This is a genomic window from Micromonospora sp. NPDC023888, from assembly GCF_040639415.1.
In the GTDB taxonomy this organism is placed as follows: Bacteria; Actinomycetota; Actinomycetes; order Mycobacteriales; family Micromonosporaceae; genus Micromonospora.
The window spans coordinates 1-26,676 of the sequence record NZ_JBEZZW010000065.1; the positions used below are offsets into that span (position 1 = coordinate 1).

Genomic DNA, 26,676 nt, shown 5'->3' on the forward strand with positions numbered 1-26,676 from the left:
GCCGGTGCTGCGGCTCTGCTGATTGACGCGTCGCTGTATGCGGCGACCGGTAAGGGCAGTCTGACCAACCTGTTGATCGACACGGTGCTCACCGTTGTACCCATCGGCAGGCTGCTCAAGCTCGCCAAGCCGGCCCTGGCCCTCGCCAAGCGCGGATTGCCCACTCTGGCAAGGGGCCTGACCAAGGCGCGTGCGGCCCTGCCGAAGCTGCCACGCGCGAGCATCCCCATGGGAGCCCGCAGGGTTGCGGCAGACCCGATCGACGTGGCGAGCGGTGAGGTGGTGTTTGCCCAGACCGACGCCGAACTGCCGGGCCTGCTGCCGCTGGTGTTGAGCCGTAGTCACGTGTCGTCGTACCGGGCCGGTCGCTGGTTCGGGCCGTCCTGGGCGTCGACCCTTGATCAGCGGGTTGAGGTCGATGACGAGGGTGTCTGCTTCGTGGCAGAGGACGGCATGGTCCTCACCTATCCGGCGCCCGCCGGTGATGGAGCGCGGACGATGCCGGCAGTCGGGCCTCGGTGGCCGCTTGTCGCGACGGTTGACGGATTCCGGGTCGACCAGCCAGATACCGGTCGCGCGCTGCATTTCCGGGCGGTGCCCGACCTGCCCGAGCCGGCGGGCGAGGGTGACCCCGTCCGAGTGTTGCCCCTGGTTGCCGTGACTGACCGTAACGGCCATCGGATCGACCTGGAGTGGCGCGACGGTGTGGTCACCGAGATTCGGCACAGCGGTGGGTATCGGATCGCGGTCGACACCCTGCACGGGCAGGTGGCGGCGCTGAGTCTGCTCGACGCGGAAGCCTCGGGTGACGCCCGGACTCTCGTCCGGTTCGGCTACGACGAGGGCGGTCACCTCGCCGAGGTGATCAACGGATCAGGGTTGCCGCTGCGGTTCGGCTATGACGACGAGGGCCGGTTGGTCCGTTGGCAGGACCGTAACCAGCAGGAGTACCGCTACACCTACGACGAGCAGGGCCGCTGCATCGCCGCTGCCGGCTCGGGCGGCTTCCTGTCCGCACGGCTGCACTACAACCCGGCCGACCGGGTCACCACCGTGACCGACTCGCTCGGCCACACCACCGTCTACGAACTCACCGAACGCGGTCAGACCGAGCGGATGACCGATCCGTTGGGCCATGTCGTGGCTTCCACCTGGGACGGTTTCGATCGGAAGCTGTCCGAGACCGACGCTCTCGGGCGGACGACTCGTTGGTCCTACGATGACGACGGCAACCTGGTCGAGGTCACCCGTCCGGACGGCAGCCGGGCGACCGCGTCGTACAACGGTCTGCGTCAGCCGCTTGTCGTCACCGACGTCGATGGTGCGGTCTGGCGGCGCGAGCACGACGAGCGCGGCAACCTGACCAAGATCACCGACCCGACCGGCGCGGCCACCCGCTACCGGTACGACGACTCGGGTCACCTCACCGAGGTGACCGACGCGCTCGGCAACACCCTGCTGGTGACCACCGATTCGGCCGGGTTGATCAGCCAGGTCACCGAGCCCACCGGCGCGGTGACACGTTATCAGCGGGACTCGGCCGGACGCGTCGCCGAGGTGATCGATCCGCTCGGTGGCATCACTCGTCTGGGCTGGACCGTCGAGGGACGGTTGGCGTGGCGGCGTGGCCCGGACGGAGCGAGCGAGGAGTGGACCTACGACCCGGAAGGCAACCTGGTCAGCCACACCGACCAGACCGGGGCGACCACCGAGTTCGAGATCGGGCCCTTCGACCTGCCGGTGGCGCGTACCGGGCCGGACGGTTCCCGCCTCGCCTTCGATTACGACGCTGAGCTGCGGCTCACCACGGTCAGCAACCCCCAGGGCCTCGTGTGGCGTTACGACTACGACCCGGCGGGCCGGCTCGTCGCCGAAACCGACTTCAACGGGCGCACGCAGACCTATACGCACGACGCCGCCGGTCAGTTGGTGGCCCGCACCAACGGCGTCGGGCAAAGCATCGAACTGGTCCGCGACACGCTTGGCAACGTCGTCGAGAAACACACAGTCGAAGGCGTCACCACCTTCGAGTACGACCCGGTCGGCCGGTTGCTGCACGCCACCTCACCCGATGTTGATCTCCGCTTCGAACGGGATCCGGTAGGCCGGGTACTGGCCGAGATCCGCGACGGTCAGACCGTCACCTCGTCCTACGACGAGCTCGGTCGGCAGACGCGGCGGCGAACCCCCCAGGGCGTCGAGAGCGTCTGGGAGTACGCGGCCGGTCACCGGCCGGTCGCGCTGCGCACCGGCGGCGCGACGGTCAGCTTCACCCACGACGCGGCCGGCCGGGAGACGCGGCGCGTGGTCGGCAGCCTCGCTCTGACCCAGAGTTGGGACGCCAACCACCGGCTGCTCTCCCAGATCCTCACCGCGAACGCCGCGGAGCCGGCCGCGGTCCCGGACCTGGTCGCCCACCGGGCCTACCGGTACCGCGCCGACGGCTACCTGACCGACATCGCCGACCACCTCACCGGCGAGCGACGGCTGGAGGTGGACCGGGCCGGCCGGATCACCGCCGTGCAGGCCGCCGACTGGACCGAGCGGTACGCCTACGACGAGGCCGGCAACGTGGCCAGCGGCACCTGGCCCGACGCCACGGGCGGAGACAGCGAACGCGGCGCTCGAGGCGAGCGGGAGTACACCGGCACCCTGATCCGCCGCGCCGGAGACGTGCGCTACGAGCACGACAACGCCGGTCGGGTCACGCTGCGGCAGCTCAAGCAACGTTCGGCTAAGCCCTTGACCTGGCGGTACACCTGGGACTCCGAGGATCGGCTGACCGCCGTCACCACTCCGGACGGCACCCGCTGGCGCTACCGCTACGACGCGTTGGGCCGCCGGGTCGCCAAGCAACGCCTCGACGCCGACGGCGCCGTGGTCGAGCAGGTCGACTTCGCCTGGGACGGCCCTCGCCTGATCGAGCAGACCCACCGGGGCGAGGCCGGCGAACGGACCAGCACCTGGGAGTACGCCCCCGACACGTTCACTCCGATCAGTCAGACCGACGGCGTGGCCGATCAGGACGAGGTGGACCGTCGCTTCTACGCGATCGTGACCGACCTGGTCGGCGCACCCACCGAACTGGTCAGCCCGGACGGCCAGGTCGTCTGGCAACAGCGGACCACCATCTGGGGGATCCCCACCCACGTCAGCGTGACGGGGGCCGACTGCCCACTGCGCTTCCCCGGCCAGATCCATGACCCGGAAAGCGGCACCTCGTACAACTATCACCGGCACTACGACCCCGACACCGCCCGCTACGTCTCTACCGATCCGATCGGCCTTGACGCAGGCCCCAATCCGCACGCCTACGTGCTGAACCCGCTCGGCTGGCTCGATCCACTCGGGCTGATCGGCTGCCTGACCCAGATGGCGGCATCCGGGCAGCGCGCGGCCGACAGTGCGAAAGCAGCGAAAACAGGCCTGAAGCACGACGGCAGGAAATACCAACAACACATGATGCAGGGCGATCTTCCGCATCTGCCCTCGCAGTCGCCGACAATCCTGAACCAAGCCGGCAAGGAGATGCTCGAGAATATCTTGACGGATCCTCTGTCGAGCGTGGTCCCGGCTGGCCTCAAGACCAACTTCCCTGGCGGGTACCATGTCGTCAGCAACATGATCTCACCAGGCGGTGACGGCTTCATCTCGGCGTTCTTCGACGCGAACAACGTATTCCAGTTCTTCGGAAAGATCAGTTGATGAGCATCGCTTTGATCAAGCGCGAGGACAAGACCCGGATTGACGAGTTGTCCGCGGCGATAGCGGCGCGACGGCTACGGGGTGTCACCTACTTCGTTCCGCCCGGCCTGGAGTGGGTGGAAGAGGACTCAAGTGCTGGTCCGATCCACGTCGCCGACATGGGTGTCTCACTCATTTTTGACGACGTCACGTTGAACGTGGCCTGGTCGATGAACGGGTTCAACGAAGGTCTGGCCGTCGTCGCCACCGATACGGTGGATCCGCTGTTCTTCGGCAGGTCGGCGGTCGCGGTCGATGCCAGCGGCATCCATCCTTGGCCATCCCGGTTGGGCCATGGCGTCGAGGGCATTTCCTGGGCCTGGCACCAGCCGTGCGACGACTGTCCAGACCTGCTGTGGTCCGTGCGACTCGATTTCGGCGCTCCTGGGTCTGCCATCATCGCCCTCGGCGAAGTCGAGCAGGGAACACCCCGCTACATGCCGGACTCGCTGCTCGTTCTGTTCGACGAGACTGTCGCCAGGTCCTACCTCATCCCGGCCGGAGAGGGGTCGTCCTGGGGAGCGTGAGCGGTCAGCGGGGTGTCGAGCTGCGGTGGCGGGATCTTGGCGGCCACGGCAGTTCGTTCCCGATCAGCGTCGCTCAACCGGCGCGGAACAGCGGGAGCGGCTGACCCCGGTAGCCGAGCAGATACTGCTCCGGGTCCGCCCCGAGCACCGTGTCGAGCACCGCTCCGAACACGTCCCGGAAGTCGGTGGTCGCCTTCAGGTCGCCCTGGTCCAGGTCGGTCAGGCTGGACGGTTGACCGTGGAAGCCGCCAGCCACCCGCGCCCCGGCCACCAGCACCGGCCCGGCGGTGCCGTGGTCGGTGCCGTCGGAGGCGTTGGCGCGTACCCGCCTGCCGAACTCGCTGTAGACGACCACCGCGACCCGGCGGCCGGCGTCGCTGCCGGCCATCCGGTCCACGAAACCGGCCACCGCGGCGTCGAGTTGACCGAGCAGGGCCTCCTGCGCGGCCCGTTCCCCGGCGTGCGTGTCGAAGCCGCCGAGGCTGACCGAGTACACCCGGGTGGGTACCCCCGCCTCGACGCAGCGGGCGACCAGGGCGAGTTGCGCGCCGAGCGCGCCACCGCCGCCGGTTCCGGTGGCGGTGGCGACCGGGGTCGCGTCGGTCGGGCTGGCGGCCGGAGCCACCGCCGCGCGGACCAACCGGCCCATGTCGACCAGATCGGCGTACGCGGTGGCGGCCCGCGCCTGCATCGCCGACTCGCCGGCCTGTACCCGGCCGAGCGACGCCACCATGGCGGGCGCCACCCAGTCGGGCAGCTCCAACCCCTGGTAGCTGACGCAGGCGCCGACCCGGTGACGTCCGACCAGCAGTGGCGGCAGCACCGGTTCGAAGCTGACCGCCGCCTCCACCGGCGCCTGGGTGTCGTCCAGCCAGCGCCCGACCCAGCCGGTGTCGGCCGGGCCGCTCGGCGCCGCGGTCTGCCAGATGTCCATCGACCGGAAGTGGCTGCGGTCCGGCTTCGGGTAGCCGACCCCGTGCACGATGGCGAGCCGACCGGCCGACCAGAGCCCCTGTAGGCCGCGCATCGCCGGGTGCAGACCGTGGTCGCTGTCCAACCGCAGCACCTGCTCCTCCGGGTACGCCAACTCGGGGCGGGAGGCCCGGTAGGCCGGGTCGGCGTACGGGATGACGGTGTTCAAGCCGTCGTTGCCGCCGTAGAGGGTGACCAGGACGACGGTCTCCACCGGACGCCTGGCGACGCGCTGCTCGGGTTTCGCGGTGTCGAGCAGCCGGGACAGGGTGATCGCGCCGGCGCCGGCGGCGAGGGCACCGCCGCCGGCCACCCCGGAGGCGAGCAGGAATCGTCGTCGGGTGAGTCGGTCCATCTCAGGTCACCTGGTATTCCGGGCTGACCAGCCCGAGGGTGAGCATCAGCCGGGAGTTGGTGGTGCCGCGCAGCACCTCGTACGTGCGGTCGGTCCAGGTGTCCACGCAGAGCAGGTGGGCCACCTCCTCCGGGGTCATCCGCTCCGGGCTGAGCTGGCTGGCGAGTTTGCCGGCCAGGGACAGTTTCAACCGGGCGGCAGCCGAGGTCAGCCAGGCCACCCCGGCCGGCCAGCCGCCCACACTGGGCGGGGCGAACGGGCGTTGGCCGAGGCCGCCGAGCCCGTCGAGCAGCCCGGTGACCGTCTCCGCCGGGAGGGTGGCCGGTCGCAACCCGAGTTGTCGCAGTGCGCCGACCAGCCACTCGACCGGTTGTTTGACCATGGTGGCCCGGGTGGTCGGGAACATCTCGTCGGCCAGCAGCACCCGCAGCATCGGCAGCGGCTCGGGAAAGGCGGCGGCCATCTCCTCCCTGATGTGTTCCGGGATCGGCGCTGTGCTGGAGGCGTACCGGTGCCAGAGCCGGGCGGCCACGAACCGGGGGCAGGCCTCCTGCGCGAGCACCAGGTCGACCAGGCTGCCGACGGTGAAGTGTCTGGTCACGCCGAGGATGCTCGATGTGCCGTCGTGGTGGCGTCCGGGGTCGAAGACCGATCGCCGTCCGGCGAGGTCGATCCGCCACCCGGTCAACGCCAGGCCGGCCTGTTGTACGTCGGATTCGGTGTACTGCCCGAGGCCGAGGGTGAACAACTCGAAGAACTCCCGGGCGAGATTTTCGTTCGGGGCTTCCCGGCTGTTCAGTTGGCCGTCCAGCCAGTAGACCAGGGCCGGATCGACGATCATGCGATGGGCCATGTCGCGAAAGTCCCGGGATTCCCGTAGGGCGAGGTGTTGCGCCAGCATCAGTTGTGGGCTCTTGACCTTGACGATCGAGGTGGCCCAGTGGCCGTGCCAGAAGAAGAGCAGTTTCTCCGCGGCCTGGTGGTCGGCGACGGTCATCCGATCCAGCCACCACTGGGTGAGGGTGCCGGCCTGCGCCCGACGCAGCCCGTCGGCTTCGACCCGCTGCGCCGGGGTGGGCTCGGACGCGCCGACGTACGGGTCGGGGCCGAGCGGTGGCATGGGCGCCCGGGTGGCGCCGATGTCGGGCCCCGTGGGGGTGGTGAGCGCGGCCAGGGTGGCGGTGAAGCCGGCCCGCCGCGCTGCCGCCAGCTCGTTGGCGGTCGGCCCGAACCCCGTTCGGCGCAGCAGTAGAGCCACGTCGTCGGTCATAACGACACCATGGTGGAACCCTCAACAGGGAAGCGGCATTTCACCATCATCCGGAATTCCGCCCGTCGGCGACGGGTCGAGCCGCGCCCCGACGATACGTCTCTGATGGACGTACCGCATAGAGTGTGGACGATCGTTAATGGCGGCGGTGATCCGATGTCCGATTACTGACTTCTGTCGGCCGTGGTATGTATTTCGCTCTATATGCTCGCTATCATCGGCGGCTGCATCGCCGATCGTCCACGCTCTTACGGGGGTACGAGGTGATGGATCAGCCGGTTCCGCCCACCCTGCGCCAATCCTCCGGTCAGTCGCCGGTCGCGCTCGCGGGTGCCACGGCGGGCAGCGACACCTGGCCGGGTGCCCCGGCGCAACCCGTCGAGCCCCGCCCGGTCCCGCCCGTCCAGACCGGACGGTCGGTGGCGCTGGTGCACGAGTGGTTCACCGCGACCGGCGGTGCGGAACAGGTCTTCCGCCAACTCACCGAGGTCTTCCCGACCGCCGAGCGTTTCGCGCTCTGGAGTGACGACGACGCCGACCCGCCACCGCTGCGGGTGTCCTGGCTGGCCCGGACACCGCTGCGCGGCAACAAGGCGGTCGCCCTGCCGTTCATGCCGCTGGTCTGGCGGACCCTCACCCGCGACCGGTTCGACGTTGTCATCTCCTCCAGCCACGCCTTCGCGCACACGGTCCGGCTCGGGAGTCCCGACCGCACCCGGTACCTCAGCTACGTCCACGCCCCCGCCCGTTATCTCTGGAACCCGGGGGTCGACGACCGGGCGTCCGGGCCGATGCTGGCGGTGCCCCGACGCCTGATGCGGGCGCTCGACGTCGGTCTCAGCCACCACGTGCACAGTTACGCGGCCAACTCCGTCGAGGTGCGCGACCGGATCCGGCGGCACTGGGGCCGCGACGCCTGGGTGATCAATCCGCCGGTCGATGTGGACTTCTTCTCCGCCGCGCCGAGCGCCGACCGGGCGCAACCGCGCGACTACCTGCTGGGCGTCGGGCGCTGGGTGCGCTACAAGAACTTCGACCTGATCATCGCGATCGCCGAGGAGGCCGGCCTTCCCCTGATCATTGCCGGTTCCGGGCCCGAGGAGGCCCGACTGCGGCGCCTGGCCCACCAGGCGAGCGTGCCCGTCACCATCGAGGTCCACCCGGACCGCTACCGGCTGCGACAGCTCTACTGGGGCGCCCGCGCCCTGCTCTTTCCGGTCCACGAGGACTTCGGCATCGTCCCGGTCGAGGCGCAGGCCTGCCGCACCCCGGTCCTCGGGCTGCGCCGCGGTGGCCTGCTGGAAACGGTCGTCGACGCGCAGACCGGTGTCCTTGTCGACTCGCTCGACCCGCGTGACCACGCCGCGGCGATCGGCCGGCTCGACGAGCTGGACCAGGCGCAAATGCCCGTTCAGGCGGAGCGGTTCTCGACACAGACCTTCGCCCGCCGGGTGAGCGAGTGGGTCGAGCATGAGTGTGGCTGACCCGATGCGGGTGCTGCACGTCACCCACACCGCGCAACCCGGCGGGGCCGAGCTGGCCCTGGCCCGCCTGCTCGGTCAGCGCCACCCCTGGCAGGCGGCCCTGTACGCCCCACCGGCCGGCGTCGCCTTCGACCAGCTCCCCGCCGAGGAGGTGGCGCAGGCCCGGGACCTGCCGACCCTACCGACCGGGGGCACCCGAAGTGGGGCGCCACTGCTGGCGGCCCGTTACCTGGCGGCGCTGCGGGACGGCGCCCGGGTGCTGCGGCGCAGCCCGCTGTTTCAGCAGGCCGACCTGGTGCACGCGAACACCGCCGCCGCGGCCATCATCTGTGCGCTCGCCGACCGGGCCGGGCGCCGCCCCCTCGTGGTGCACCTCCGCGGCCCGTTGACCGTCGAGAGCCTCGGCCCGATCGGTCTGCCCGCGTTCCGCCGGCTGGCCCTGCGGCGCGCCGACGGGCTCATCGCCAACTCCGGGTTCACCCTCGCCAGCGTCCCGCCGGCCCCCCGGATCCCGGCCCAACGGACGGTGATCCAGAGCCCCAGCGGGATCTCCGAGCGGCTCGCGCACCCCGAGATCCGGCCCCAGGTCAGGGCCATCGGGATGGTCGGCCGGCTCCAGCACTGGAAGGGCCAGCACGTCTTTCTCCGCGCGTTCGCCGCGAGCCTGCGCGGCACCGACGTGCGCGCGTACCTCTGCGGTGCCCCGCTCTTCGGCGAGGAGGCCTACGAGACGCAGCTCCGGGAACTCGCCGCCACGCTTGGCATCAGCGAACAGGTCACGTTTCGCGGGCACGTCGACGACATCAACGGTTTCCTCGACTCGATCGACATCCTGGTCCACTCGTCGCTCGGGGCCGAGCCGCTGGGCCAGACCGTGCTGCAGGGACTGGCCCGGGCGCTGCCGGTGGTGGCCACCGAGGGTGGTGGGCCGGGGGAGTGGATCCGTTCCGGGGTCAACGGAATGCTCGTCCCGCCCGGAGATCCGGACGCGCTCGCCTCGGTGCTGCGTACCCTGGTGGCGTCGCAGCGGCTCCGGCACGACCTGGCGACCGCCGCCGCCCACACCCCGGGCCTGCTGTCCGACGCGGACTGCGTCGAGCGGCACGCCGGGTTCTTCTATTCCGTCCGCCGCGCCCACCGGTCGGCCCCCGTGCGGGACGCCGCGTGAGCGCAAAGGCACTACGGATCGGGTACGTCCAGGTCCGCCCACCCGGGCTCACCGAGACCTTCATCCCCGCCGAGATCGAGGCGGTGCGGGCGGCCGGGGCGACGGTCGAGGTGTTCGTCGCCAACCCGGACGGCAACCGTCGGGCCGAGCCGCGGCGGGCCGCCGTCCAACTGCTCCGCCGTCCCGGCGGGCTCCCGGCCGACCTGCGCCTGCTCGGGCTGCCGTCGCGAGCCGCCGGGGGGCGGGGGTTGGCGCGTGGCCTGCTGGCAAACGCCGCCGCCACCGCCCTCGCCGACGAGATCGGGCGCTTCGACCCGGACGTCCTGCACGCCCACTTCGTCAATCTGCCCACCATGGTCGCTCTGCTCGTCGGGCGCCGACTCGACCGACCCGTGACGGCTACCGCGCACGCCGCCGACTTCCTGCTCGACCCGGACCGGGCCGCGCTGCGTCGCCGGCTGACCCGACTGCGGCACCTCTTCGTCGTCTCCGCGGCGACCGCCGGTCAACTCGCCGACCGGGGAGTGCCGATCGCGACGATTCCCCACCGGGTCGTCCGGGCCGGCGTCGACGCCCGACTCCTGGCCGCCCCGCCCACCGCGCCCGCTCCCACGCCGGGCACCCCCACGAGGATCGTCACCGTCGCCCGGCTGATCCCGAAGAAGGGGATCGACACCACCATCGACGCGGTGGCCCGGCTCGTCCAGGCCGGGCATCCGATCCGGTACGACATCTACGGCGACGGTCCGCTGCGGGACCATCTGCGCCGCCGGGCCGACTCGGCAGGGCTGGCCGACGCCGTGGTGCTGCACGGCGCGGTGCCACATCCGGTGGCTACGGCCGCGCTCGCCGGCGCGCAGGTCGCCGCCCTACCCTGCCGGCCCGCCCCGGACGGCGACCTCGACGGCATCCCGGTGTTCCTGATGGAGGCGGCCAGTCAGGGCGTGCCCGTGGTCACCACCGCGGTCTCGGGCATCCCCGAACTCGTCGGCCCGGACAGCGGCTGGCTCGTCCCCCCGGACGACCCGGTCGCCCTCGCCACCGCGATCCGGACGGTGGTCGCCGAGCCGGCCACGGCCGAGCGGCGCGCCCAGGTGCTGCTCCTCCGGCTGCGGTCGGAATTCGCCCCGGCGGTCCAGGCCGACCGGTTGCTGTCGGTCTGGCGGGACCTGACCGGCTCGACCCTCACCCGACCCGCCGCGGCGTGCGAAGGTGGGCACTGGTGACCCTCAGCGTCGTCTCGTCGTACCTGCCGATCCCCGTCGACCGGGGCGATCCCGTCCGGGTGTCGATGATGTTGCGGGCGCTGGCTCAGGTGCCGGACTGCACCCTGCTGGTGGTCCGCCGCCCCGACACCACAGCCGACCAGGTCGAGCAGTTGCGCCGGCTGCTGCACCCGATGCGGGTGCGTACCTTCGCAGCCACGCCCTTCCGCTACGACCGCCTCGGTCCGCCGGGCCGGTACGCACAGGCCCTCGCGTCCGGGCTGCCACCATGGGTCCGGAGCCGCTACAGCGCGGAGCTGCACGACGAGCTGCGGCGACACGACGGCGCGGCGATAGCCCTCGGTGAGGCCGCCGGCGCCTACTTCCCCGGGACCAGGTTGCGCTGGCACTGGGACAAGGCCAACGTGCTCGCCGCAAGCCTCCGGCAGGAGATCGAAGCGGCGGACGACCTCGTCTACCGACTGCGCGCCCGTTACCTGACCGCCGTCTCGACCCGCTTCGAGCGGCGGGCGCTGGCGTCCTGCGCGACGGTCTCGGTGACAAGCGAGGACGAGGCCGAGCGGCTGCGGCGGCACCACGGCCGGGCGGCCACCTTCGTGTTACCAAGCTGCGTCCCGCTCCCGTCCGGCCACCAGCCCCGGCCGCAGGAGCGGGAGTTGGTCTGGCTGGGCAGCTTCGCGTACGAGCCGAACCTGACCGGCCTGCGGCGCTTCCTGGCCGAGGGCTGGCCCGCGCTGGTCCGGTCCGGTTACACCCTCACCCTCATCGGCTCGGGTCTGACCGGGCCGGTCCGCGCCGAGCTGAGCCGGCACCCCGGGGTCCGGGTACGCGGTTACGTGGAGGACCTGCGTACCGCGCTCACCAGCGCCCGCGCCGCGGTGGTGCCACTGTGGAGTGGGGCCGGCGTCAAGATGAAGACCCTCACCCTGCTGGCCCACGCGGTCCCGGTCTTCACCACGACGGTCGGTGCCGAGGGCGTGCCGGCGAGCACTGCCGTCCGGATCGCCGCGGACCCGCCCGCGATGGCCGCGGAACTCCTCGCGACCACCTCGACCGCCCTGGACGCGATGGCCGCGGAGGCGACGCGGCTGGTGGGGCGGGAGTTCTCCGAGGACCGGTTCGCGGAACGCCTCCGCACGGCGCTCGGCACCGACGGCTACCTCACCGATCGCGGTGTCGCCGGCACCGAACCCGCACGGTGATGGCCGTCAACCGGCTGGTCGCCTCCACCGCCGCCAACCTGCTGATCCCGGTCAGCGGGCTGCTCGTCAGCCCCTTCCTCTCCCGCGAACTCGGGCCGGAGGGGCGTGGGCTGTACGCCGCGCTCACCCTGCCGATCGTGATCTGCGGCTGGCTGGGCACCTACGGCCTCCAGGACGCGCTGACCTTCCACGTCCGGCAGAGCCGGCTGTCCCGGCGGGACGCGGCCCGGGTCAGCCTGCTGGCCGCCGTGCCGCTCGGTCTGGTCGCCGTGCTGCTACTTGGCGTGTTGAGCCTCTTCGTCTTCGACCGGGCGCAGGTCGACAGGCAGCAGTTCATGGTGCTCGCACTGCTCGCGCCGCTGCACATCCTGGCGAACCTGGCGATCGGTGCCCTCACCGGTGCCGCCGACATCGGCGGCGTCAACCTGATGAAGGTCGTGCCGGCGGCACTGCGGACGATCCTGCTCGTCATCGCCTGCGTGGCCCTCGACCTGAGCGCCTTCTGGGCCGCTGCCCTCTTCCTGACCGCGACGGCCAGCGGAGCGCTCGTCGGGCTGCTCCGGCTGCGCCGCCGCCCGGAGCCGGCGACTCCTACCGGACCAGCCGACCAGGCCGAGCCGATTCCCGTCCGGTCGCTGATCCGGTACGCGCTCACCTGTCTGCCCGGGGTGCTCGCGGCGACCTCCAGCGCCCGGCTCGACCAGGTTGTCGGCCTACCGCTGCTCGGTGCACGCGAACTCGGCTTCTACGCGGTGGCGGTGAGCGTGGCGGAACTGCCGACCGTCGTGGCGACCGCGGCCCGGACCGTCCTGATGGGCGGGGCGGGCAGCGATGACCACGAATCGGTACTGCGGGTGGCGCGGGTCGCCGTCCCGGTGGCGGCGCTCGGGTGCGCGGTCCTCGCCGCGAGCGCGGGTCTGCTGGTGCCACGGTTCTTCGGCGCCGCGTTCGCCCCTGCCACGTTGCCCACCGTCATCCTCTGCGCGGCCACCGTCGTGTTCACCTGCGTACAGATCTTCAGCGCCCTGCTGCTCGTGCACGACAAGGCGGGCCGGTCGTCGGTTGCCCTCGTCGTCGGCTCACTCACCGGCGTGCTGCTGCTCGTCGTGCTGGCCCCGCTGGGTGCGGTCGGCGCGGCCGTCGCCAGCCTGGTGGGGTACGCCGTCGCGGCCGGCATCGCGGCCCGGTCGGTACGCAGGTTGCCAGCGGTGCCGTCACTGCGAGCGGTTACCGTGCCGTACGCCGCGGACCTCCGGCACCTGCACGTCGGGCTCACGCGGCGGTGGCGGTCTCGCCGGACCGGTCCTCCCGAGGCACCGGATGCGGCCAATCCACAGTCAGCCGGCACAGGTGGGGGAGTCCGATGAGTACGGTGTCCAGCGGTCAGACGAAGGGTGTCCTGCTCCGGGCCAGCAGACTGATCCGACCTGACCCCGGCACCGCCGAGTGGCTCGGCACCGCGGGCGTCGTCGGGCTGCTGGTCCTCGCCTGGATCAGGGTGACCACTCCCCAACTCGTCCAGATCCTGCAGAACGGGCGACCGGCCTTCAACTCCGCAGTCGACTCGATGCCCCCTGCCGGTCGCGTCCTTGGTGACGTCACCACCGCGGCCTTCATCGGCCTGGCCCTCCTCCTCACCGCGTACGGGCTGCGGCACCGACGCCCGGACCGGCTGTGGGCGCTCGTCGTGGTCCTCGCCCCACTGGCCGCCATCCACCTCGCCGGGCTGGTGAACGGGCAACCCCCCGGGCCGGTGTCCCTGGCCCTCCCGATCGCCGTCGTCGCCATCTGGGTGCTCCGACCCGGGGCGCAGGCGCTTGCCGCGGTCGGTGTGCTCGGCGCGGCCACCGCCGTCGTCGCGATGCTGTTGGCGGTCGTGCGGCCGGACCTGGGGCTGCTCACCGGCGCCGACGCGGGCAACAAGGGTTGGGCGATCGGCGGGTTGCTGGCCGGCCCGTACCCGCACTCGAACGTGCTCGGGCTCATCCTCGCCCTCAGCCTGCCGTTCGGGTTCGGCATCCGGCCGACGGCGGCGCGTCGGGTCACCCTGACGTTGATCCTTGTCGCGTTGCTCTGGACCGGTTCCCGGACCAGTCAACTCGCGGCCATCGTCGTCCTGCTGACCTGGGGGCTGCTCCGCTGGAGGCGTACCGGTGGGCGGGCCGACCGGTCCGAACGGAGCCGTCGGCGGCACCTGTCGATGCTGATCGGCGTCCCGCTCGTCGTCGCGCTCGGTCTGATCATTCTCTGCCCGCTACTGACGACCGACCCGGCCGGTTTCACCAACCGGGGCCGGACGTGGCGTGCCCTGCTGAGCCGGTGGGCGGAGCGGCCACTGACCGGCCACGGCCCGGAATACTTCGAGCGGCAGCCGGACCTGGCTGCGGCGCTCGGCGGCCGGTACACCCACGGGCACAACGTGCTCGTGCACCTGCTGACCATCGGCGGCCTGCTCACCGTCGTGCTGTTCGCGGTGCTGCTGTACCAGGTCTGGCGGCGGTCGATGCTCCTGGCCGGTGCCGGCACGCCGGGGCCGGCGCTCTTCCTGGTCGCGCTGCTCTGGGTCTCCTGGCTGGAGGCATCGCACGTGTCCGTCACCCTCGCCGGGTACCTGACCTGGCTTCCGCTGGGTCTGATCGCACGAGCCGAGCTGCCCCGCCCCGTGCCGGAGCAGGCGACCAGCTCAGAAGATCAGGACGTCCCGTAGGTAGTTGGCGACCCGGCGGAGCTGGTTGGCGCCACCGACCGGCGCGGTCATCCGCAGCACCAACTGTTTGTCGATGTCGCCGCTGTCACTGCGCCAGTACGCGACCACCACCAGGCCGTACCGCTGCTCACCATCGATGGTGAGGCTGCTGGTCTCGGCGTACGCCGAGGTGGGGCCACTGCGCACCCACTGCAGCCCCCAGGCTTCCTCGCCGGTACGCATCGCGGTCTGGCGTGGCCCGTCGCAGGGCGCCGGGCAGTCGCGCACGACCAACTCACCGCCGAGCGCGGCTTCGCTGCCGGCCGGCGCGCCGCACTGGTGTCTGCTGAGCCCTGCGGCCCGCTCGACGGACGTGCACTGCCAGGTCGGCGGCACCTTCACCGGAAACGGCAGACCGTCCAGGCCGTTGAGGGTGAGGATCCGGTCGGTGGCGGCGAACCGCACCCACTGGGCGGGCCACTCGCCCTGAGCCGGCGGTTCGAGCCCGGGGCTCAGCGGCGCGGAGGCCGGGGCCGGTGCGGGCAGTGCCGACTGGCCCGTCGTGGGCGTCGGTTGTGGGGGATCCGTGCCGGGGTCGAGCAGCAGGACCAGACCACCACCGGCGACGAGGCCGAGCACCAGACCGATGACCGGCATGGCCCACCGGCCCGCGCGCGATTGTCTCGGCGCTGGCGTCGGAGCCGGCTCCGGTTCGGCTTCCGGTGTGGGTTCCGAGGCAGTGGAGGTCGAGCGAGGTCGCGTGACCTTCGGTGGCGAGGGGACGGCCCACACCGGCATCGGAGCTTGCTCCGTCGTCGGCGGCGGTGGCGGTGGGGGTAGTAGTGGTAGCGATGGTGGTGGCGGTAGCGGTGGTGGCTCGACGGCCGGCGGTGGCTGGTCGTCCGTCGACGTCTTCTGGTGGGCGCGTGGCGTCGGCTGGTGGGCGCGTGGTGTCGGCTGGGGGGCGCGTGGTGTCGGCTGGGGGGCGGGCGGCGTCGGCGTCTGCTCGGCCGGGGGCCGCTGGTCTGCCGGTGGCGTCCGCGTCGCCTCGGTCCGTTGCGTCCTCGTGGCCTCGACCGGTGGCTTCCGCGTGCTCTCGACCGGTGGCTTCGGCGGGGCCTCGACCGGTGGCTTCGGCGTGGTCTGCGCCGGTGGTGTCTGCTCGGTGGGGGCCGTCTGCTCGGCCCGCGGCGTCTGGCGCGGCACCGGTGTCGCCGCCGGTCGTGCCTGCTCCGCCTCAGCGGGCGGATCGTCCGGCTCGGCCGGAGCCGGCTGGTAGGTCATCCCGAGGGCGGCGAAGGTGCGCTCGGCCGTCGGCAGGAGATCCTTCGGGTACGCGACCCAGGGAGTGGTGGCGGAGAAGTCCGCATCGGCCCAGAGCGGGCTGCCCGCTTCCGAACGAGCGATCGCGTGGCTGGTGGCCGCGAAGGCGTCCCGCCACCGTGACTCACCGGCGATGCCGACGTCGAGCACCACCACCACGAGAGACTGCTGCCCACCGTCGACGGCGGACCAGATGCTGCCAATCTGGCAGACGCCCAGTCTCCGGATCCGTTGGTACGGACCAATTGGCTGCATGTGCGACCTCTTCCGCTTGCCCACGTGATGATATCCATGCCGACCCATCCGAACCGGCCCGGCGAAGCCCGGAGCCGAGGAAGTCTCTGCCCGGATGACGACAGTCAGCGATCGGTTGGCCGTTCGTCGTCCGCCCCGGCGCGTAAACCCCTGGACCATCCCGCACCCACCGGCGATAGCCTCGGCCCATGAGCTGGCTGCCCGAAGACTTCGTCCACCCCGTTTCCGTGCCGGTGCCCGACACCGCGCTGCACCTGCGGCCGATCCGGGAGGCAGACACGGCGATCGACTACCCCGCCGTGATGGGCTCCCGGGAGCGCCTGTGGGAGATCTTCGGCCCGGCCTGGGCCTGGCCCCCGGAGACGATGACCTATGAAGAGGACCGCATCGACCTGCTGCGGCACGAGAAGGAGATCGCCGCGCACCAGTCGTTCAACTACGCGCTGTTGGACGAGGAGGAGACCGCGCTTTTCGGTTGTGTCTACATCGACCCGCCCGAGCGCACCGGCGCCGACGGCGAGATCTCCTGGTGGGTGGTGAACGACCTGGTCGGCAGCGCGGCGGAGCGCGCGCTCGACGCGCTGGTGCCACGGTGGATCGCCGCCGACTGGCCCTTCCGGCAGCCCCGCTACCTGGGCCACGACATCACCTGGCCGGACTGGCTGGCGCTGCCGCGCGCCTCGTGACACCTCAGCGCCGTGCCGTGAGGGGCACGAGGACGAGGACGACGACGCCGAGCGCGGTGGCGCCGACAGCCCACCACCAGAAGAATCCCGAGAAGACCGAGGCGATCAGAAGCCCCACACCGAGGCCGGCCAGCAGGCCGAGGGCGAACAACGCCCGTGCGGGCAGGGCGAGGTGCGGCAGGCGTCGTACCACGAGCACCTCCAACCAGGTGCCGCCCGACGCCAGCAGTGCCGCGCCGACCACGTCGACGGCCGACAGCCCGTGACCTTCGCCGAGGGCGACGAGGACCCTGCCCTCGTCGCCGGCGGGGACGAAGAGGATGAGCACACCGGCCGCGATGAGGAGAGCGGCGATGGTGACCTGCCGGCGTGGGGTGCCCTCGACATCGTGTGACATCGCCACAGTCTCGGCCACCCGCCATCGTCTGCACAGGAGCCGTATCGGCGAACGTCGAACCTCTGCCGCTGCGGCGGAACCGACTCGCGTCTCGCCCTGCTCCTTCATGTCGTACGACCCGAACGGCTCGCCGCACCCCGATGGCAGGTGCTCACCCACCCGTAGTGCGGGTCGCGGTTGGCCTACAGTGTCGTCGTGCCTGGATCCGTCGATGCCGCTGACGGACGCCTCCCGGTGCGTTCGAGACGCCGACGTCTCTGGCTGCTGTCGTTCCTCGCGGTTGTCGGCTGCTGTTTCGGCGTGCTCAGGATGAGAGGCCCCGTTGAGACCTCGGCTCAACGCCATCTGTCTCAGGTCGACGTGCGCGGTTACGAGCGGGTGCGCGACTACATCGACGCTGGTTCGGCGCCTGCCGAGGTTCGCGCCGCAATTGCGGTCTTCGTCGGGCCTCCGGATGACGATGTCCTGGCGCGAGTGTCGGGACCCGGGCTCGTCATCAGCCCGGTGTCGAGTGATCCGGGCTTCTCGGACGCCGAGATGATTGGTCGCGGTAGTTGGCGCGGGTGTTTCGTGCACGTCAACCGCCTGAAGGCGAGCGATCCGCTCCTGTCGTACTACGGGCTGACAGCCGAGCAGGTGACGGCGTTCCGGGCGGGTCGACTGTCGGCGCTGAATGTCGCTGTCGGATGCGGTGGTGGGTAGCTGCCCGCGCTGCGCGGCCTCGCGGTTCGTCGAGGGACCGTCTGGCTACCCTGACCGCCGTGACGACAATCGAAGAGCTCGAACGGGACGTGTGGCCGGACCCCGACCCGGATGACACTTTTCTCGTGACACGTTGCACGGAGCTGCGACGCAAGCCGTTGGCTGAGTTCACGGTCGAAGATCTGCGCATCATGCTCGGGCAGGAGATCGGCGTGCCGGCCCTGCTGCCTCTGGCGATCCAGGTCCTGCTCCGCGACCCCATGGCAGAGGGTGACTACTTTCCGGGCGACCTGCTCCGCAATGTGCTGCGGCTGCCCGACTCAGCCTGGTCAAACCTACGAGCGGAACGCAAGCGATTGGCGTCGGTGCTGGCCAAGCTCATCGCTGGCCCCCCGTTGTCGGACCCCGACCCTAGGCCCGGTGACCCGGACCGAGAACTTCGTGACGCCATCCTGCGGTTCCTTGGTCGATGAGAGCGGATCTCCCCGTCGGGCAGTCGTAGACCGTCCAGCCTCGCAGCGCTCGGGCTGGACGGCCTCTGACCTGGGCCGGAGACCGTTGGAGCGGGCGACGGGAATCGAACCCGCGTAGTCAGTTTGGAAGACTGAAGCTCTACCATTGAGCTACGCCCGCGTGCACCCCGCCGAAACGGGGCGCGCGGACAGCGTACCCAATGCCGTTGCCGACCGCGCAGCCACGCCTCCGCCCGGTGGCGTGGGGTTACGCGTGCGCCTGCTCCGCCGCAGCCCGAAGATCCACTCGACATCAGGGATGTCGTGGTCTCTCCGGCCCCGGACACCGCGAGATCCGTGACGTCGTGTGGATCTTGATGCCGACCACCCCGAGCCGACACTACGGGGGGTTTTGGGGACATTTGTCCGGGTGGGGGGTGCCCCGGCACCGCCTGAGTCGCGCCGACGGCATAGACTGCACGTCGCCACGGGGTGTGGCGCAGCTTGGTAGCGCACTCGCTTTGGGAGCGAGGGGCCGTGGGTTCAAATCCCGCCACCCCGACTGTCGTCCGCGGCCGGGCCGCCCCGGGTGCCGCCACCGTGCGGTTCCCGGGCGCTGCCGGAGCGTCAGGCCGGCTCGCCTACACTCGATGGGCTGAATCACGCCCAGACTCAACTGAGATCCGTCAAGGAGTACGCCTGTGAAGAGCACCGTCGAGACTCTGAGCCCGACGCGCGTGCGGCTCGCCATCGAGGTGCCGTTCGTCGAGCTCGAGCCGAGCCTCAAGAAGGCGTACCGGGAGATCGGTTCGCAGGTCCAGGTTCCGGGCTTCCGCCGGGGCAAGGTGCCGACCGCGGTGATCGACCAGCGGGTGGGCCGCGGCACCGTCCTCAACGAGGCGGTGCAGGAGGCCATCCCGGAGAACATCCTCGCCGCGGTGCGCGAGCACGACCTGAAGACGCTGGGGCGCCCCGAGGTCGAGATCACCGAGTTCAACGACGGTGACTCGCTCAACTTCACCGCCGAGGTCGACGTCCGTCCGGAGATCACCATCCCGGACGCGTCCTCCATCGAGGTGACGGTCGACGAGCTGCAGATCGACGAGAGCGAGATCGACGAGCAGGTGAAGAACCTGCGGGAGCGTTTCGCGACCCTCAAGACCGTCGAGCGGGCCGCCGCCGAGGGCGACTACGTGCAGATCGACCTGAACGCCACCGTCGACGGCGAGGACGTGCCCGGCGGCCAGGCGAGCAACATCTCCCACGAGGTGGGCAGCAAGCAGCTCCTGCCCGGCCTCGACGAGGCCGTCGTCGGCCTCGCCGCCGGCGAGGACACCACCTTCACCACCCAGCTCGTCGGCGGCGACTTCGCCGGGCGGGACGCCGAGGTGGCGGTGACCGTGCGCACGGTCAAGGAGAAGGAGCTGCCCGAGCTGAACGACGAGTTCGCCCAGATGGCGAGCGAGTTCGACACGATCGAGGAGCTGCGCGGCGACCTGCGGGCCCGGGTCACCCAGGGCAAGCAGGTCGAGCAGATCTACGCCGCCCGGGACAAGGCCCTGGCGCAGTTGGTCGAGGCCGCCGACGTGCCGGCGCCGGAGGGTGTCGTCCGCGAGGAGGTCGAGAGCCGCAAGCAGGCGATGGTCGACCAGCTCGAGCGGATCGGCGCCTCCATGGAGGAGTACCTCGCGGCCGAGGACAAGACCGAGGAGCAGATCGACGCCGAGCTGACCGAGGCGGCGACCGAGGGGGTCAAGGTCCAGCTCCTGCTGGACACGCTCGCCGACGCGGAGGACGTGCAGGTCTCCGACGACGAGTTCGGGCACGAGATCGTGCACCGGGCGCAGCGCGCCGGGATGGCCCCCCAGCAGTACTACGACCAGCTCGTGCGCTCCGGTGCGGCGGCGGCGGTCTTCGGTGACGTGCGGCGGGGCAAGGCGCTCGCCGCCGTCATGGAGCGGATCACGATCAAGGACTCGGCCGGCAACGAGGTCACCCTCGACGCCCTGCGCGCCGCCAACGAGGCCGAGCACAACCACGAGCACTGATCGTCGGGTGCGGCCGCCGTCCGCCGCTGTGCGGTGGACGGCGGCCGTATCCATCTCTGGGTACGCCCGGTAGTCAGCGTTGCCGGGTACGCCCGGAAGCCCGCGCCGCGGGTGCTCCCGACGAGCTGCGCTGAGAGCGAACAGTGCCCCGACCGGGACTCTGCCGCCCCGCACAGCGGTTAGTGTCGGGAAAGACGGTACGGAGAGCGAAGGGCTGCCATGACCGACATGCACATCCCCAAGAAGTCGCTCCGGGCGATTGACGCGCGCGGTGGCGACTCCATTGGCAACCTCGACGACTCGGTCTACAACCGGTTGCTCAAGGAGCGCATCATCTTCCTGGGCAGTGAGGTGACCGACCAGGTCGCCAACCGCATCTGCGCGCAGCTGCTGCTGCTCGCCGCGGAGGACCCGGACCGCGACATCAACCTGTGGATCAACTCGCCGGGTGGCTCGGTCTACTCCGGCATGGCGATCTACGACACCATGCAGTTCATCGACAACGACGTGTCGACCGTGGCGATGGGCATGGCTGCCTCGATGGGCCAGCTGCTGCTCTGCGCGGGCACCAAGGGCAAGCGGTACGCCCTGCCCCACGCCCGGATCATGATGCACCAGCCGTCCGGTGGTCTGGGCGGCACGGCGTCCGACATCGCCATCCAGGCGGAGCAGATGCTCTACACGAAGCGGATGTTCCAGGAGCGGGTCGCGCACCACACCGGCCAAGACCAGTCGCAGATCGAGGCGGACTCGGACCGGGACCGTTGGTTCACCGCCCAGGAGGCCATGGACTACGGCTTCATCGACAAGGTGATCATCGGGGCCGCACAGGTTCCGGATGGCGCCGGGACCCTGAGCTGAGGAGCTGACGATGACCGATCTGAGCCTGCCGCCCCAGTTCGCGGCCGTGCACAACCGCTACGTGCTGCCGTCGTTCGTCGAGCGCACGTCGTACGGGGTCAAGGAGTCGAACCCGTACAACAAGCTCTTCGAGGACCGGATCATCTTCCTCGGCGTCCAGGTGGACGACGCGTCGGCGAACGACGTGATGGCCCAACTGCTGACGCTCGAGGGCACCGACCCGGACCGCGACATCATCATGTACATCAACTCGCCGGGTGGCTCGTTCACCGCGATGACGGCGATCTACGACACCATGCAGTACGTCCGTCCGGACATCCAGACGGTCTGCCTCGGGCAGGCCGCCAGCGCGGCGGCGGTGTTGCTGTCGGCGGGCACCGCGGGTAAGCGGATGGCTCTTCCGAACTCGCGGATCATCATCCACCAGCCGGCCACCGAGGGCGGCTACGGGCAGGGCTCGGACATCGAGATCCAGGCCCGGGAGATCCTGCGGATGCGCACGCAGTTGGAGGACATGCTGTCCCGCCACTGCAACCGCCCGATCGAGCAGGTTCGCAAGGACATCGACCGTGACAAGATCATGACGGCCGAGGAGTCCAAGGAGTACGGGCTGGTCGACACGATCCTGACCAGCCGCAAGAAGGGTCTGCTGGCGACCCACTCCGCCAGCTGAGCAGTACCGGGTCAGAGGTTGGCCGGGGCACCCGTTCCCGGCCGACCTCTGACACACCCGTTTTGGGGGTCGGAGAATGCCCCGCCAGCGGGTAACGTCGGGTCCGTACCGCTTCGCCGGTTGAGCCGGCGGGGTGAAACAAGCCGGGCGGCGCGCAGCGCCCGCAGGTCAGGGCCGGGTCTCCGGCCGATGAGTGCAGGGAGAACGTAGGTGGCACGGATCGGTGACGGCGGCGACCTACTGAAATGCTCCTTCTGCGGCAAGTCGCAGAAGCAGGTCAAGAAGCTCATCGCGGGCCCAGGGGTCTACATCTGCGACGAGTGCATCGACCTCTGTAACGAGATCATCGAAGAGGAGTTGGCCGAGTCCGGCGAGGTGAAGTGGGAAGAGCTTCCCAAGCCGATGGAGATCTGCCAGTTCCTCGACAACTACGTCGTGGGGCAGGACCAGGCCAAGAAGGCGCTCGCGGTCGCGGTCTACAACCACTACAAGCGGATCCAGGCCGAGGCGGCCAACGCGCCAGGCTCCGGCAATGATGCCGTCGAGCTGGCCAAGTCCAACATCCTGCTGCTCGGCCCGACGGGGTGCGGCAAGACCCACCTGGCGCAGACCCTCGCCCGGATGTTGAACGTCCCGTTCGCCATCGCCGACGCCACGGCCCTGACCGAGGCGGGCTACGTCGGCGAGGACGTGGAGAACATCCTCCTCAAGCTGATCCAGGCCGCGGACTACGACATCAAGCGCGCCGAGACCGGCATCATCTACATCGACGAGGTCGACAAGATCGCCCGCAAGTCGGAGAATCCGTCGATCACGCGCGACGTCTCGGGTGAGGGCGTGCAGCAGGCCCTGCTCAAGATGCTCGAGGGCACGGTTGCCAACGTGCCGCCGCAGGGCGGTCGCAAGCACCCGCACCAGGAGTTCATCCAGATCGACACCACGAACGTGCTGTTCATCTGCGGCGGAGCGTTCGCCGGCCTGGATCAGATCATCGAGTCCCGCACCGGGCAGGGCGGCACCGGCTTCGGTGCCCGGCTCCGGTCGGTCTCCGAGCGGTCGACCGACGACATCTTCAGCCAGGTCATGCCGGAAGACATGCTCAAGTTCGGGTTGATCCCCGAGTTCGTGGGCCGGCTGCCGGTGATCACCAACGTGCGCAGTCTGGACCGCAGCGCCCTGGTCCGGATCCTCACCGAGCCGCGCAACGCCCTGGTCCGGCAGTACCAGCGCCTGTTCGAGCTGGACGGGGTCGAGCTGGAGTTCGACGAGCCGGCACTGGAGGCGATCGCCGACCAGGCGATGCTGCGGGGCACCGGTGCCCGGGGTCTGCGCGCCATCATCGAGGAGGTTCTGCTCTCCGCGATGTTCGAGGTGCCGAGCAACCCCGACGCCGCCCGGGTGTTGATCACCCGCGAGGTGGTCCTGGAGAACGTCAACCCGACAATCGTTCCGCGTGAGTTCACCGGGCGTCGGGCCCGGCGGGACCGCGAGGAGAAGTCGGCCTGATCCTCCGCACGCCACGCCGGCCGCTCACTCGTGACGCGGCCGGCGTGATCGCGTTCGGCGGTCCCATTCGCCCGACGGGGTGATGACCACCATCATCAGTCGGGCGGGGGCGTCGCTGTCGTTGCGGTAACCGTGCTCGCGGTCGGCGTGAATCTCGATGGTCTCACCGGCGCGGACGGGATGGTTTTGCCCGTCGACCCGGACGATCACCGTGCCGTCCAGGATGTGCAGCACCTCGCGTGTGCCGCGGGGGTGGTCGAGGGAACGGTGCGCGTCCCCGGGCGCGAGCCGCCAGTCCCAGAACTCGACGAGATCCGGCTCGCCCAACCCGCTCAGCAGGCGGCCCGTGCCGCCGTGCTCGCCCTGCCAGAGCACGGGCGCCTCACCGGCTGAGCTGATCTTCACGGCCCGTTCCTCGGCCGGTTCGAGCAGTCGGGCGATGTTGACGCCGAACGCGTCGGCGACCCGGCACAGGGTGCCGACGCTCGGGTTGGTGCGTGCGCCCTCGATCTGCACGAGCATGCCCTTGCTCACCCCGGACCGGCCGGCCAGCTCGTCGAAGGACCAGCCTCGGTCGGCCCGTAGTTCGCGTACCTGTCGGGCTACCGCGGCGGTGACCGCGCCCACCCGATCCGGTCCCGGCTCGGTCATTAAACTATCCTTCGCGGTCACTATTGTGGTACGACAGATGCATGATACCCATTGTCCTGGCCGCGCTGGCCGCCGTCGCGTTCGGCACTGCCGATTTCTCCGGCGGTAAGGCGTCCCGGCACGCCGACCCGATCGCCGTGACCGTGATCTCCCAGCTCCTGAGTGTGCCGCTGCTGGTCGTGCTGGTGCTTGTCGTGCCCGGGACCCCGCATGTCGGTGACCTCGGTTGGGGGCTGCTCGCCGGGGTGGCCGGCGCGGGCGGTGTCATGCTGCTCTACCGGGCTCTCGCGGGCGGGATGATGGTGGTGGTGGCGCCGGTCACCGCGATCACCGCCGCGGTGGTGCCGATCATCGCCGGTCTCTTCACGGCATCCTTCCCGGGCGCTCTGGCGCTCACCGGCGCTGGCCTCGCGGTGCTGGCCATCGCACTGGTCAGCCTGGGGGAGAGCGGCGGCGGACGGGCCATCCCGGCGCGGCTGGTCGGGCTCGCCCTCGCCGCCGGGGCGCTGTTCGGTGTCTTCTACACCCTCCTGGGCCAGGCCGACGAGAGCGCCGGGATGTGGCCGGTGGCGGCGGTTCGGGCAAGCTCGATCGCGTTCGGCCTCGTGCTGGCCGTCACCACCCGGGCGCGGCTGCGGCTCGGGCGACGGGAGTTGGGCTGGGCGGGGGTCGCCGGTCTGCTCGACAGCGGCGCCAACGCGCTCTTCCTCGCCGCCGCTGCCCGTGGTCACCTGAGCATCGTCGCGGCGGTCGCCGCGCTCTACCCGGCCAGCACCGTGCTGCTGGCGTTGGCCGTGGACCGGGAGCGGCTGCGCGTAGTCCAGATCACCGGGCTCGGCTTCGCCGCCGGTGCGTTGGTGCTGGCCAGCCTCTGACGCTGTCGGAGCCGCCCATCGGGCCGTACCCTGGGCTCATGCGCGTCGCGGTCTGCCAGCTGAACGCCCGGGACGACCGTAAGGCCAATCTGGCCGCCGCGGAGGTCCTGCTGGGCCGCGCGGCCGCCGGCGGCGCGGACCTCGCCGTCCTGCCGGAGTACGTCGACTACCTCGGTCCGTCCGCCGGGATGCCCGAGCCGGAGACGGCGGACGGCGAGGTGGGCAGCTTCTTCGCCGAGACCGCCCGGCGGCTCGGGATCTGGCTGGTGGCCGGCTCCTTCCACGAGGCGGGCCCGGACCCGGAACACACCTGGAACACGTCGCTGGTGTTCGACCGTTCCGGCAGTCTGGCCGCGAGTTACCGCAAGATCCATCTGTACGACGTGGAGATCCCCGGCCGGGTCTCCTACCGGGAGTCGGAGGTTGTCGCGCCCGGGGTCCAGCCGGTGGTGGTGGACATCGAGGGACTGCGGGTCGGTCTGTCGATCTGCTACGACCTGCGCTTCCCGGAGTTGTACCGGCTGCTCGCCACCGATGGCGGAGCACAGTTGCTCGTGGTCCCGGCGGCGTTCATGATGCACACCGGCCGGGACCACTGGGAGGTTCTGTTGCGAGCCCGGGCGATCGAGAACCAGTGCTTCGTGGCGGCGGCCGGTCAGACCGGCGACCACGACCCCGGCCGCACCTGCTTCGGGCGCAGCATGGTGGTTGATCCGTGGGGGACGGTCCTCACCCAGTTGCCGGACGGTCCGGGTGTGTCGGTCGTCGACCTGGACCTCGACCGGCTCGCCGCGATCCGGGCCGAGTTGCCAAGCCTGGCCAACCGGCGGCTCTGACCCTCAGCCCTCCAGCAGGACGCCGATCACCGCGAACCCGGCGATGGCCGCGGCGGTGATCAGCAGCGCCGTGGTCATTCGGGACTTGCCCCGTCGGGCCAGTCGCCCCACGGAGAGCACAAGCACGACAAGCACGACCGCACCGATCACCACCTGCCAGAAGGGCAGAAGAACGCCGAGCAGCGACTCCTCGGCGAGCACGCTGGTGCCGAGCCCGGACTCATCCATGTCTGACACTCTGGCACGCCGGGGCGGCCCGCGTCTCCGGCTGCACCGGGACCGTTGCGGACCAGCCGATCGGAACCAGTGATGAACCCTGATTTGCCTTCTCCGGGCCGTCCGCGTAACTTTCTCTCTGCACGGGGGAGGCCGGACAAACCGGCCGAGAGCGGGCGCCAGGCTCGTGGCGGAGACGCCGAGCGAGACTGAGGAACGGGCGGTGCGGAACATCCCGGAAACGGGGTTGCGAACGCGAAGCCGACCGGGTAAGGTTCTGAAGCCGGCAGGAGCCGGGCGGAGAGCCGCGAAGCGGCGATCGGCCGGTCTGCGGCTTCCCACGACAGTAACGACCGCCGGCTTCGGCGTGCGTCATCGTGGGTCCGGACGAGCCACATTGATCACCTCGAACCTGAGGTTGACAATGAAAGTTCGACCAAGTAGGTTTGAGCGGTTGCCCCGAAACGGGGTTCCACTGAGGTGGGGCTTCTGGTCGGTGTGTGGTTGTTCTTTGAGAACTCAACAGGGTGCTTGTAAAGCCAGTGCCAATTATGATTTATA

The 26,676-nt window shown here is 70.5% G+C and carries 23 protein-coding genes and 2 tRNA genes; 18 read left to right on the forward strand and 7 right to left on the reverse strand.

The window, feature by feature from the left end:
• Together AB0F61_RS33005 and AB0F61_RS33010 are read left to right on the forward strand one after the other, a co-directional pair.
• The coding region (locus tag AB0F61_RS33005; protein WP_357817955.1) for a DUF6531 domain-containing protein at window positions 1–3,705 on the forward strand (3,705 nt) is incomplete at its 5' end.
• The gene (locus AB0F61_RS33010; protein ID WP_357817957.1) at window positions 3,705–4,271 is read left to right on the forward strand and encodes a hypothetical protein; all 567 of its coding nucleotides are present in this window, start codon (window positions 3,705–3,707) and stop codon (window positions 4,269–4,271) included. The genes AB0F61_RS33005 and AB0F61_RS33010, both read left to right, overlap by 1 nt.
• 73 nt (window positions 4,272–4,344) lie before the next feature.
• Here the strand turns inward: AB0F61_RS33010 and AB0F61_RS33015 are convergent, their stop codons facing one another.
• Together AB0F61_RS33015 and AB0F61_RS33020 are read right to left on the reverse strand one after the other, a co-directional pair.
• On the reverse strand, window positions 4,345–5,598 hold the full coding sequence (locus tag AB0F61_RS33015; protein ID WP_357817960.1) for a DUF1501 domain-containing protein: 1,254 nt from the start codon (window positions 5,596–5,598) through the stop codon (window positions 4,345–4,347).
• Window position 5,599: 1 nt separating this feature from the next.
• Window positions 5,600–6,868 (reverse strand): DUF1800 family protein, encoded by a 1,269-nt coding sequence (locus AB0F61_RS33020; protein ID WP_357817963.1) that lies wholly within the window; start codon window positions 6,866–6,868, stop codon window positions 5,600–5,602.
• A 266-nt stretch (window positions 6,869–7,134) separates the two neighbouring features.
• On the opposite strand from AB0F61_RS33020, the gene AB0F61_RS33025 reads away from it, so the two are divergent.
• Genes AB0F61_RS33025 through AB0F61_RS33050 form a run of 6 tightly spaced genes read left to right on the forward strand, consistent with a single transcriptional unit; the run spans window position 7,135 to window position 14,655 of the window.
• On the forward strand, window positions 7,135–8,352 hold the full coding sequence (locus AB0F61_RS33025; protein WP_357817964.1) for a glycosyltransferase: 1,218 nt from the start codon (window positions 7,135–7,137) through the stop codon (window positions 8,350–8,352).
• The gene (locus tag AB0F61_RS33030) at window positions 8,339–9,520 is read left to right on the forward strand and encodes a glycosyltransferase family 4 protein (protein ID WP_357817967.1); all 1,182 of its coding nucleotides are present in this window, start codon (window positions 8,339–8,341) and stop codon (window positions 9,518–9,520) included. The genes AB0F61_RS33025 and AB0F61_RS33030 overlap by 14 nt, the downstream gene beginning before the upstream one ends.
• Window positions 9,517–10,746: a glycosyltransferase family 4 protein gene (locus AB0F61_RS33035; RefSeq protein WP_357817970.1), complete on the forward strand. Its 1,230-nt coding sequence runs from the start codon at window positions 9,517–9,519 to the stop codon at window positions 10,744–10,746. The genes AB0F61_RS33030 and AB0F61_RS33035 overlap by 4 nt, the downstream gene beginning before the upstream one ends.
• Window positions 10,743–11,948 carry a glycosyltransferase gene (locus tag AB0F61_RS33040; RefSeq protein WP_357817973.1) on the forward strand — a complete coding sequence of 402 codons (1,206 nt, stop codon included), beginning with the start codon at window positions 10,743–10,745 and terminating at the stop codon, window positions 11,946–11,948. The genes AB0F61_RS33035 and AB0F61_RS33040 overlap by 4 nt, the downstream gene beginning before the upstream one ends.
• Window positions 11,948–13,315: an oligosaccharide flippase family protein gene (locus AB0F61_RS33045; RefSeq protein ID WP_357817976.1), complete on the forward strand. Its 1,368-nt coding sequence runs from the start codon at window positions 11,948–11,950 to the stop codon at window positions 13,313–13,315. Before AB0F61_RS33040 ends, AB0F61_RS33045 begins: the two co-directional genes overlap by 1 nt.
• Window positions 13,312–14,655: an O-antigen ligase family protein gene (locus tag AB0F61_RS33050; RefSeq protein ID WP_357817979.1), complete on the forward strand. Its 1,344-nt coding sequence runs from the start codon at window positions 13,312–13,314 to the stop codon at window positions 14,653–14,655. The genes AB0F61_RS33045 and AB0F61_RS33050 overlap by 4 nt, the downstream gene beginning before the upstream one ends.
• Here AB0F61_RS33050 and AB0F61_RS33055 read toward each other — a convergent pair.
• Entirely contained in the window at window positions 14,632–16,212 is a 1,581-nt protein-coding gene (locus tag AB0F61_RS33055; RefSeq protein ID WP_357817981.1) for a hypothetical protein, read from the reverse strand. The two genes, AB0F61_RS33050 and AB0F61_RS33055, sit on opposite strands and share 24 nt — an antisense overlap.
• A gap of 188 nt (window positions 16,213–16,400) precedes the next feature.
• On the opposite strand from AB0F61_RS33055, the gene AB0F61_RS33060 reads away from it, so the two are divergent.
• Window positions 16,401–16,898 carry an N-acetyltransferase gene (locus AB0F61_RS33060; RefSeq protein WP_357817984.1) on the forward strand — a complete coding sequence of 166 codons (498 nt, stop codon included), beginning with the start codon at window positions 16,401–16,403 and terminating at the stop codon, window positions 16,896–16,898.
• 4 nt (window positions 16,899–16,902) lie between these two features.
• Here the strand turns inward: AB0F61_RS33060 and AB0F61_RS33065 are convergent, their stop codons facing one another.
• Window positions 16,903–17,295 (reverse strand): hypothetical protein, encoded by a 393-nt coding sequence (locus AB0F61_RS33065; protein ID WP_357817987.1) that lies wholly within the window; start codon window positions 17,293–17,295, stop codon window positions 16,903–16,905.
• A 195-nt stretch (window positions 17,296–17,490) separates the two neighbouring features.
• Here AB0F61_RS33065 and AB0F61_RS33070 point away from each other — a divergent pair, with 195 nt between their 5' ends.
• Window positions 17,491–17,997 (forward strand): hypothetical protein, encoded by a 507-nt coding sequence (locus AB0F61_RS33070; RefSeq protein WP_357817990.1) that lies wholly within the window; start codon window positions 17,491–17,493, stop codon window positions 17,995–17,997.
• Between the two features lie 59 nt (window positions 17,998–18,056).
• Window positions 18,057–18,470 (forward strand): contact-dependent growth inhibition system immunity protein, encoded by a 414-nt coding sequence (locus AB0F61_RS33075; RefSeq protein ID WP_357817993.1) that lies wholly within the window; start codon window positions 18,057–18,059, stop codon window positions 18,468–18,470.
• A gap of 86 nt (window positions 18,471–18,556) precedes the next feature.
• Here the strand turns inward: AB0F61_RS33075 and AB0F61_RS33080 are convergent.
• Window positions 18,557–18,630 (reverse strand) — tRNA-Gly (locus tag AB0F61_RS33080).
• A 307-nt stretch (window positions 18,631–18,937) separates the two neighbouring features.
• Here AB0F61_RS33080 and AB0F61_RS33085 point away from each other — a divergent pair.
• The 5 genes from AB0F61_RS33085 (at window position 18,938) to clpX (ending at window position 23,537) form a co-directional block, all read left to right on the forward strand.
• Window positions 18,938–19,011 (forward strand) — tRNA-Pro (locus tag AB0F61_RS33085).
• 139 nt (window positions 19,012–19,150) lie between these two features.
• Entirely contained in the window at window positions 19,151–20,497 is a 1,347-nt protein-coding gene (tig, locus tag AB0F61_RS33090) for a trigger factor (RefSeq protein WP_357817996.1), read from the forward strand.
• Window positions 20,498–20,716: 219 nt separating this feature from the next.
• On the forward strand, window positions 20,717–21,358 hold the full coding sequence (locus AB0F61_RS33095) for an ATP-dependent Clp protease proteolytic subunit (RefSeq protein ID WP_088988027.1): 642 nt from the start codon (window positions 20,717–20,719) through the stop codon (window positions 21,356–21,358).
• A 10-nt stretch (window positions 21,359–21,368) separates the two neighbouring features.
• Window positions 21,369–22,031, forward strand: a complete 663-nt coding sequence (locus AB0F61_RS33100; RefSeq protein WP_007464109.1) for an ATP-dependent Clp protease proteolytic subunit — start codon at window positions 21,369–21,371, stop codon at window positions 22,029–22,031.
• Window positions 22,032–22,241: 210 nt separating this feature from the next.
• The gene (gene clpX, locus AB0F61_RS33105; protein WP_357818000.1) at window positions 22,242–23,537 is read left to right on the forward strand and encodes an ATP-dependent Clp protease ATP-binding subunit ClpX; all 1,296 of its coding nucleotides are present in this window, start codon (window positions 22,242–22,244) and stop codon (window positions 23,535–23,537) included.
• Between the two features lie 24 nt (window positions 23,538–23,561).
• Here the strand turns inward: clpX and AB0F61_RS33110 are convergent, their stop codons facing one another.
• Window positions 23,562–24,188, reverse strand: a complete 627-nt coding sequence (locus tag AB0F61_RS33110) for an XRE family transcriptional regulator (protein WP_357818003.1) — start codon at window positions 24,186–24,188, stop codon at window positions 23,562–23,564.
• A 41-nt stretch (window positions 24,189–24,229) separates the two neighbouring features.
• On the opposite strand from AB0F61_RS33110, the gene AB0F61_RS33115 reads away from it, so the two are divergent.
• Together AB0F61_RS33115 and AB0F61_RS33120 are read left to right on the forward strand one after the other, a co-directional pair.
• Window positions 24,230–25,063, forward strand: coding sequence for an EamA family transporter (locus tag AB0F61_RS33115; RefSeq protein ID WP_357818006.1), 834 nt, complete (start codon window positions 24,230–24,232; stop codon window positions 25,061–25,063).
• A gap of 38 nt (window positions 25,064–25,101) precedes the next feature.
• Window positions 25,102–25,899, forward strand: coding sequence for a carbon-nitrogen hydrolase family protein (locus tag AB0F61_RS33120; protein ID WP_357818009.1), 798 nt, complete (start codon window positions 25,102–25,104; stop codon window positions 25,897–25,899).
• Window positions 25,900–25,902: 3 nt separating this feature from the next.
• Here the strand turns inward: AB0F61_RS33120 and AB0F61_RS33125 are convergent, their stop codons facing one another.
• Window positions 25,903–26,127 (reverse strand): hypothetical protein, encoded by a 225-nt coding sequence (locus AB0F61_RS33125; RefSeq protein ID WP_355032333.1) that lies wholly within the window; start codon window positions 26,125–26,127, stop codon window positions 25,903–25,905.
• Window positions 26,128–26,676 lie beyond the last annotated feature (549 nt).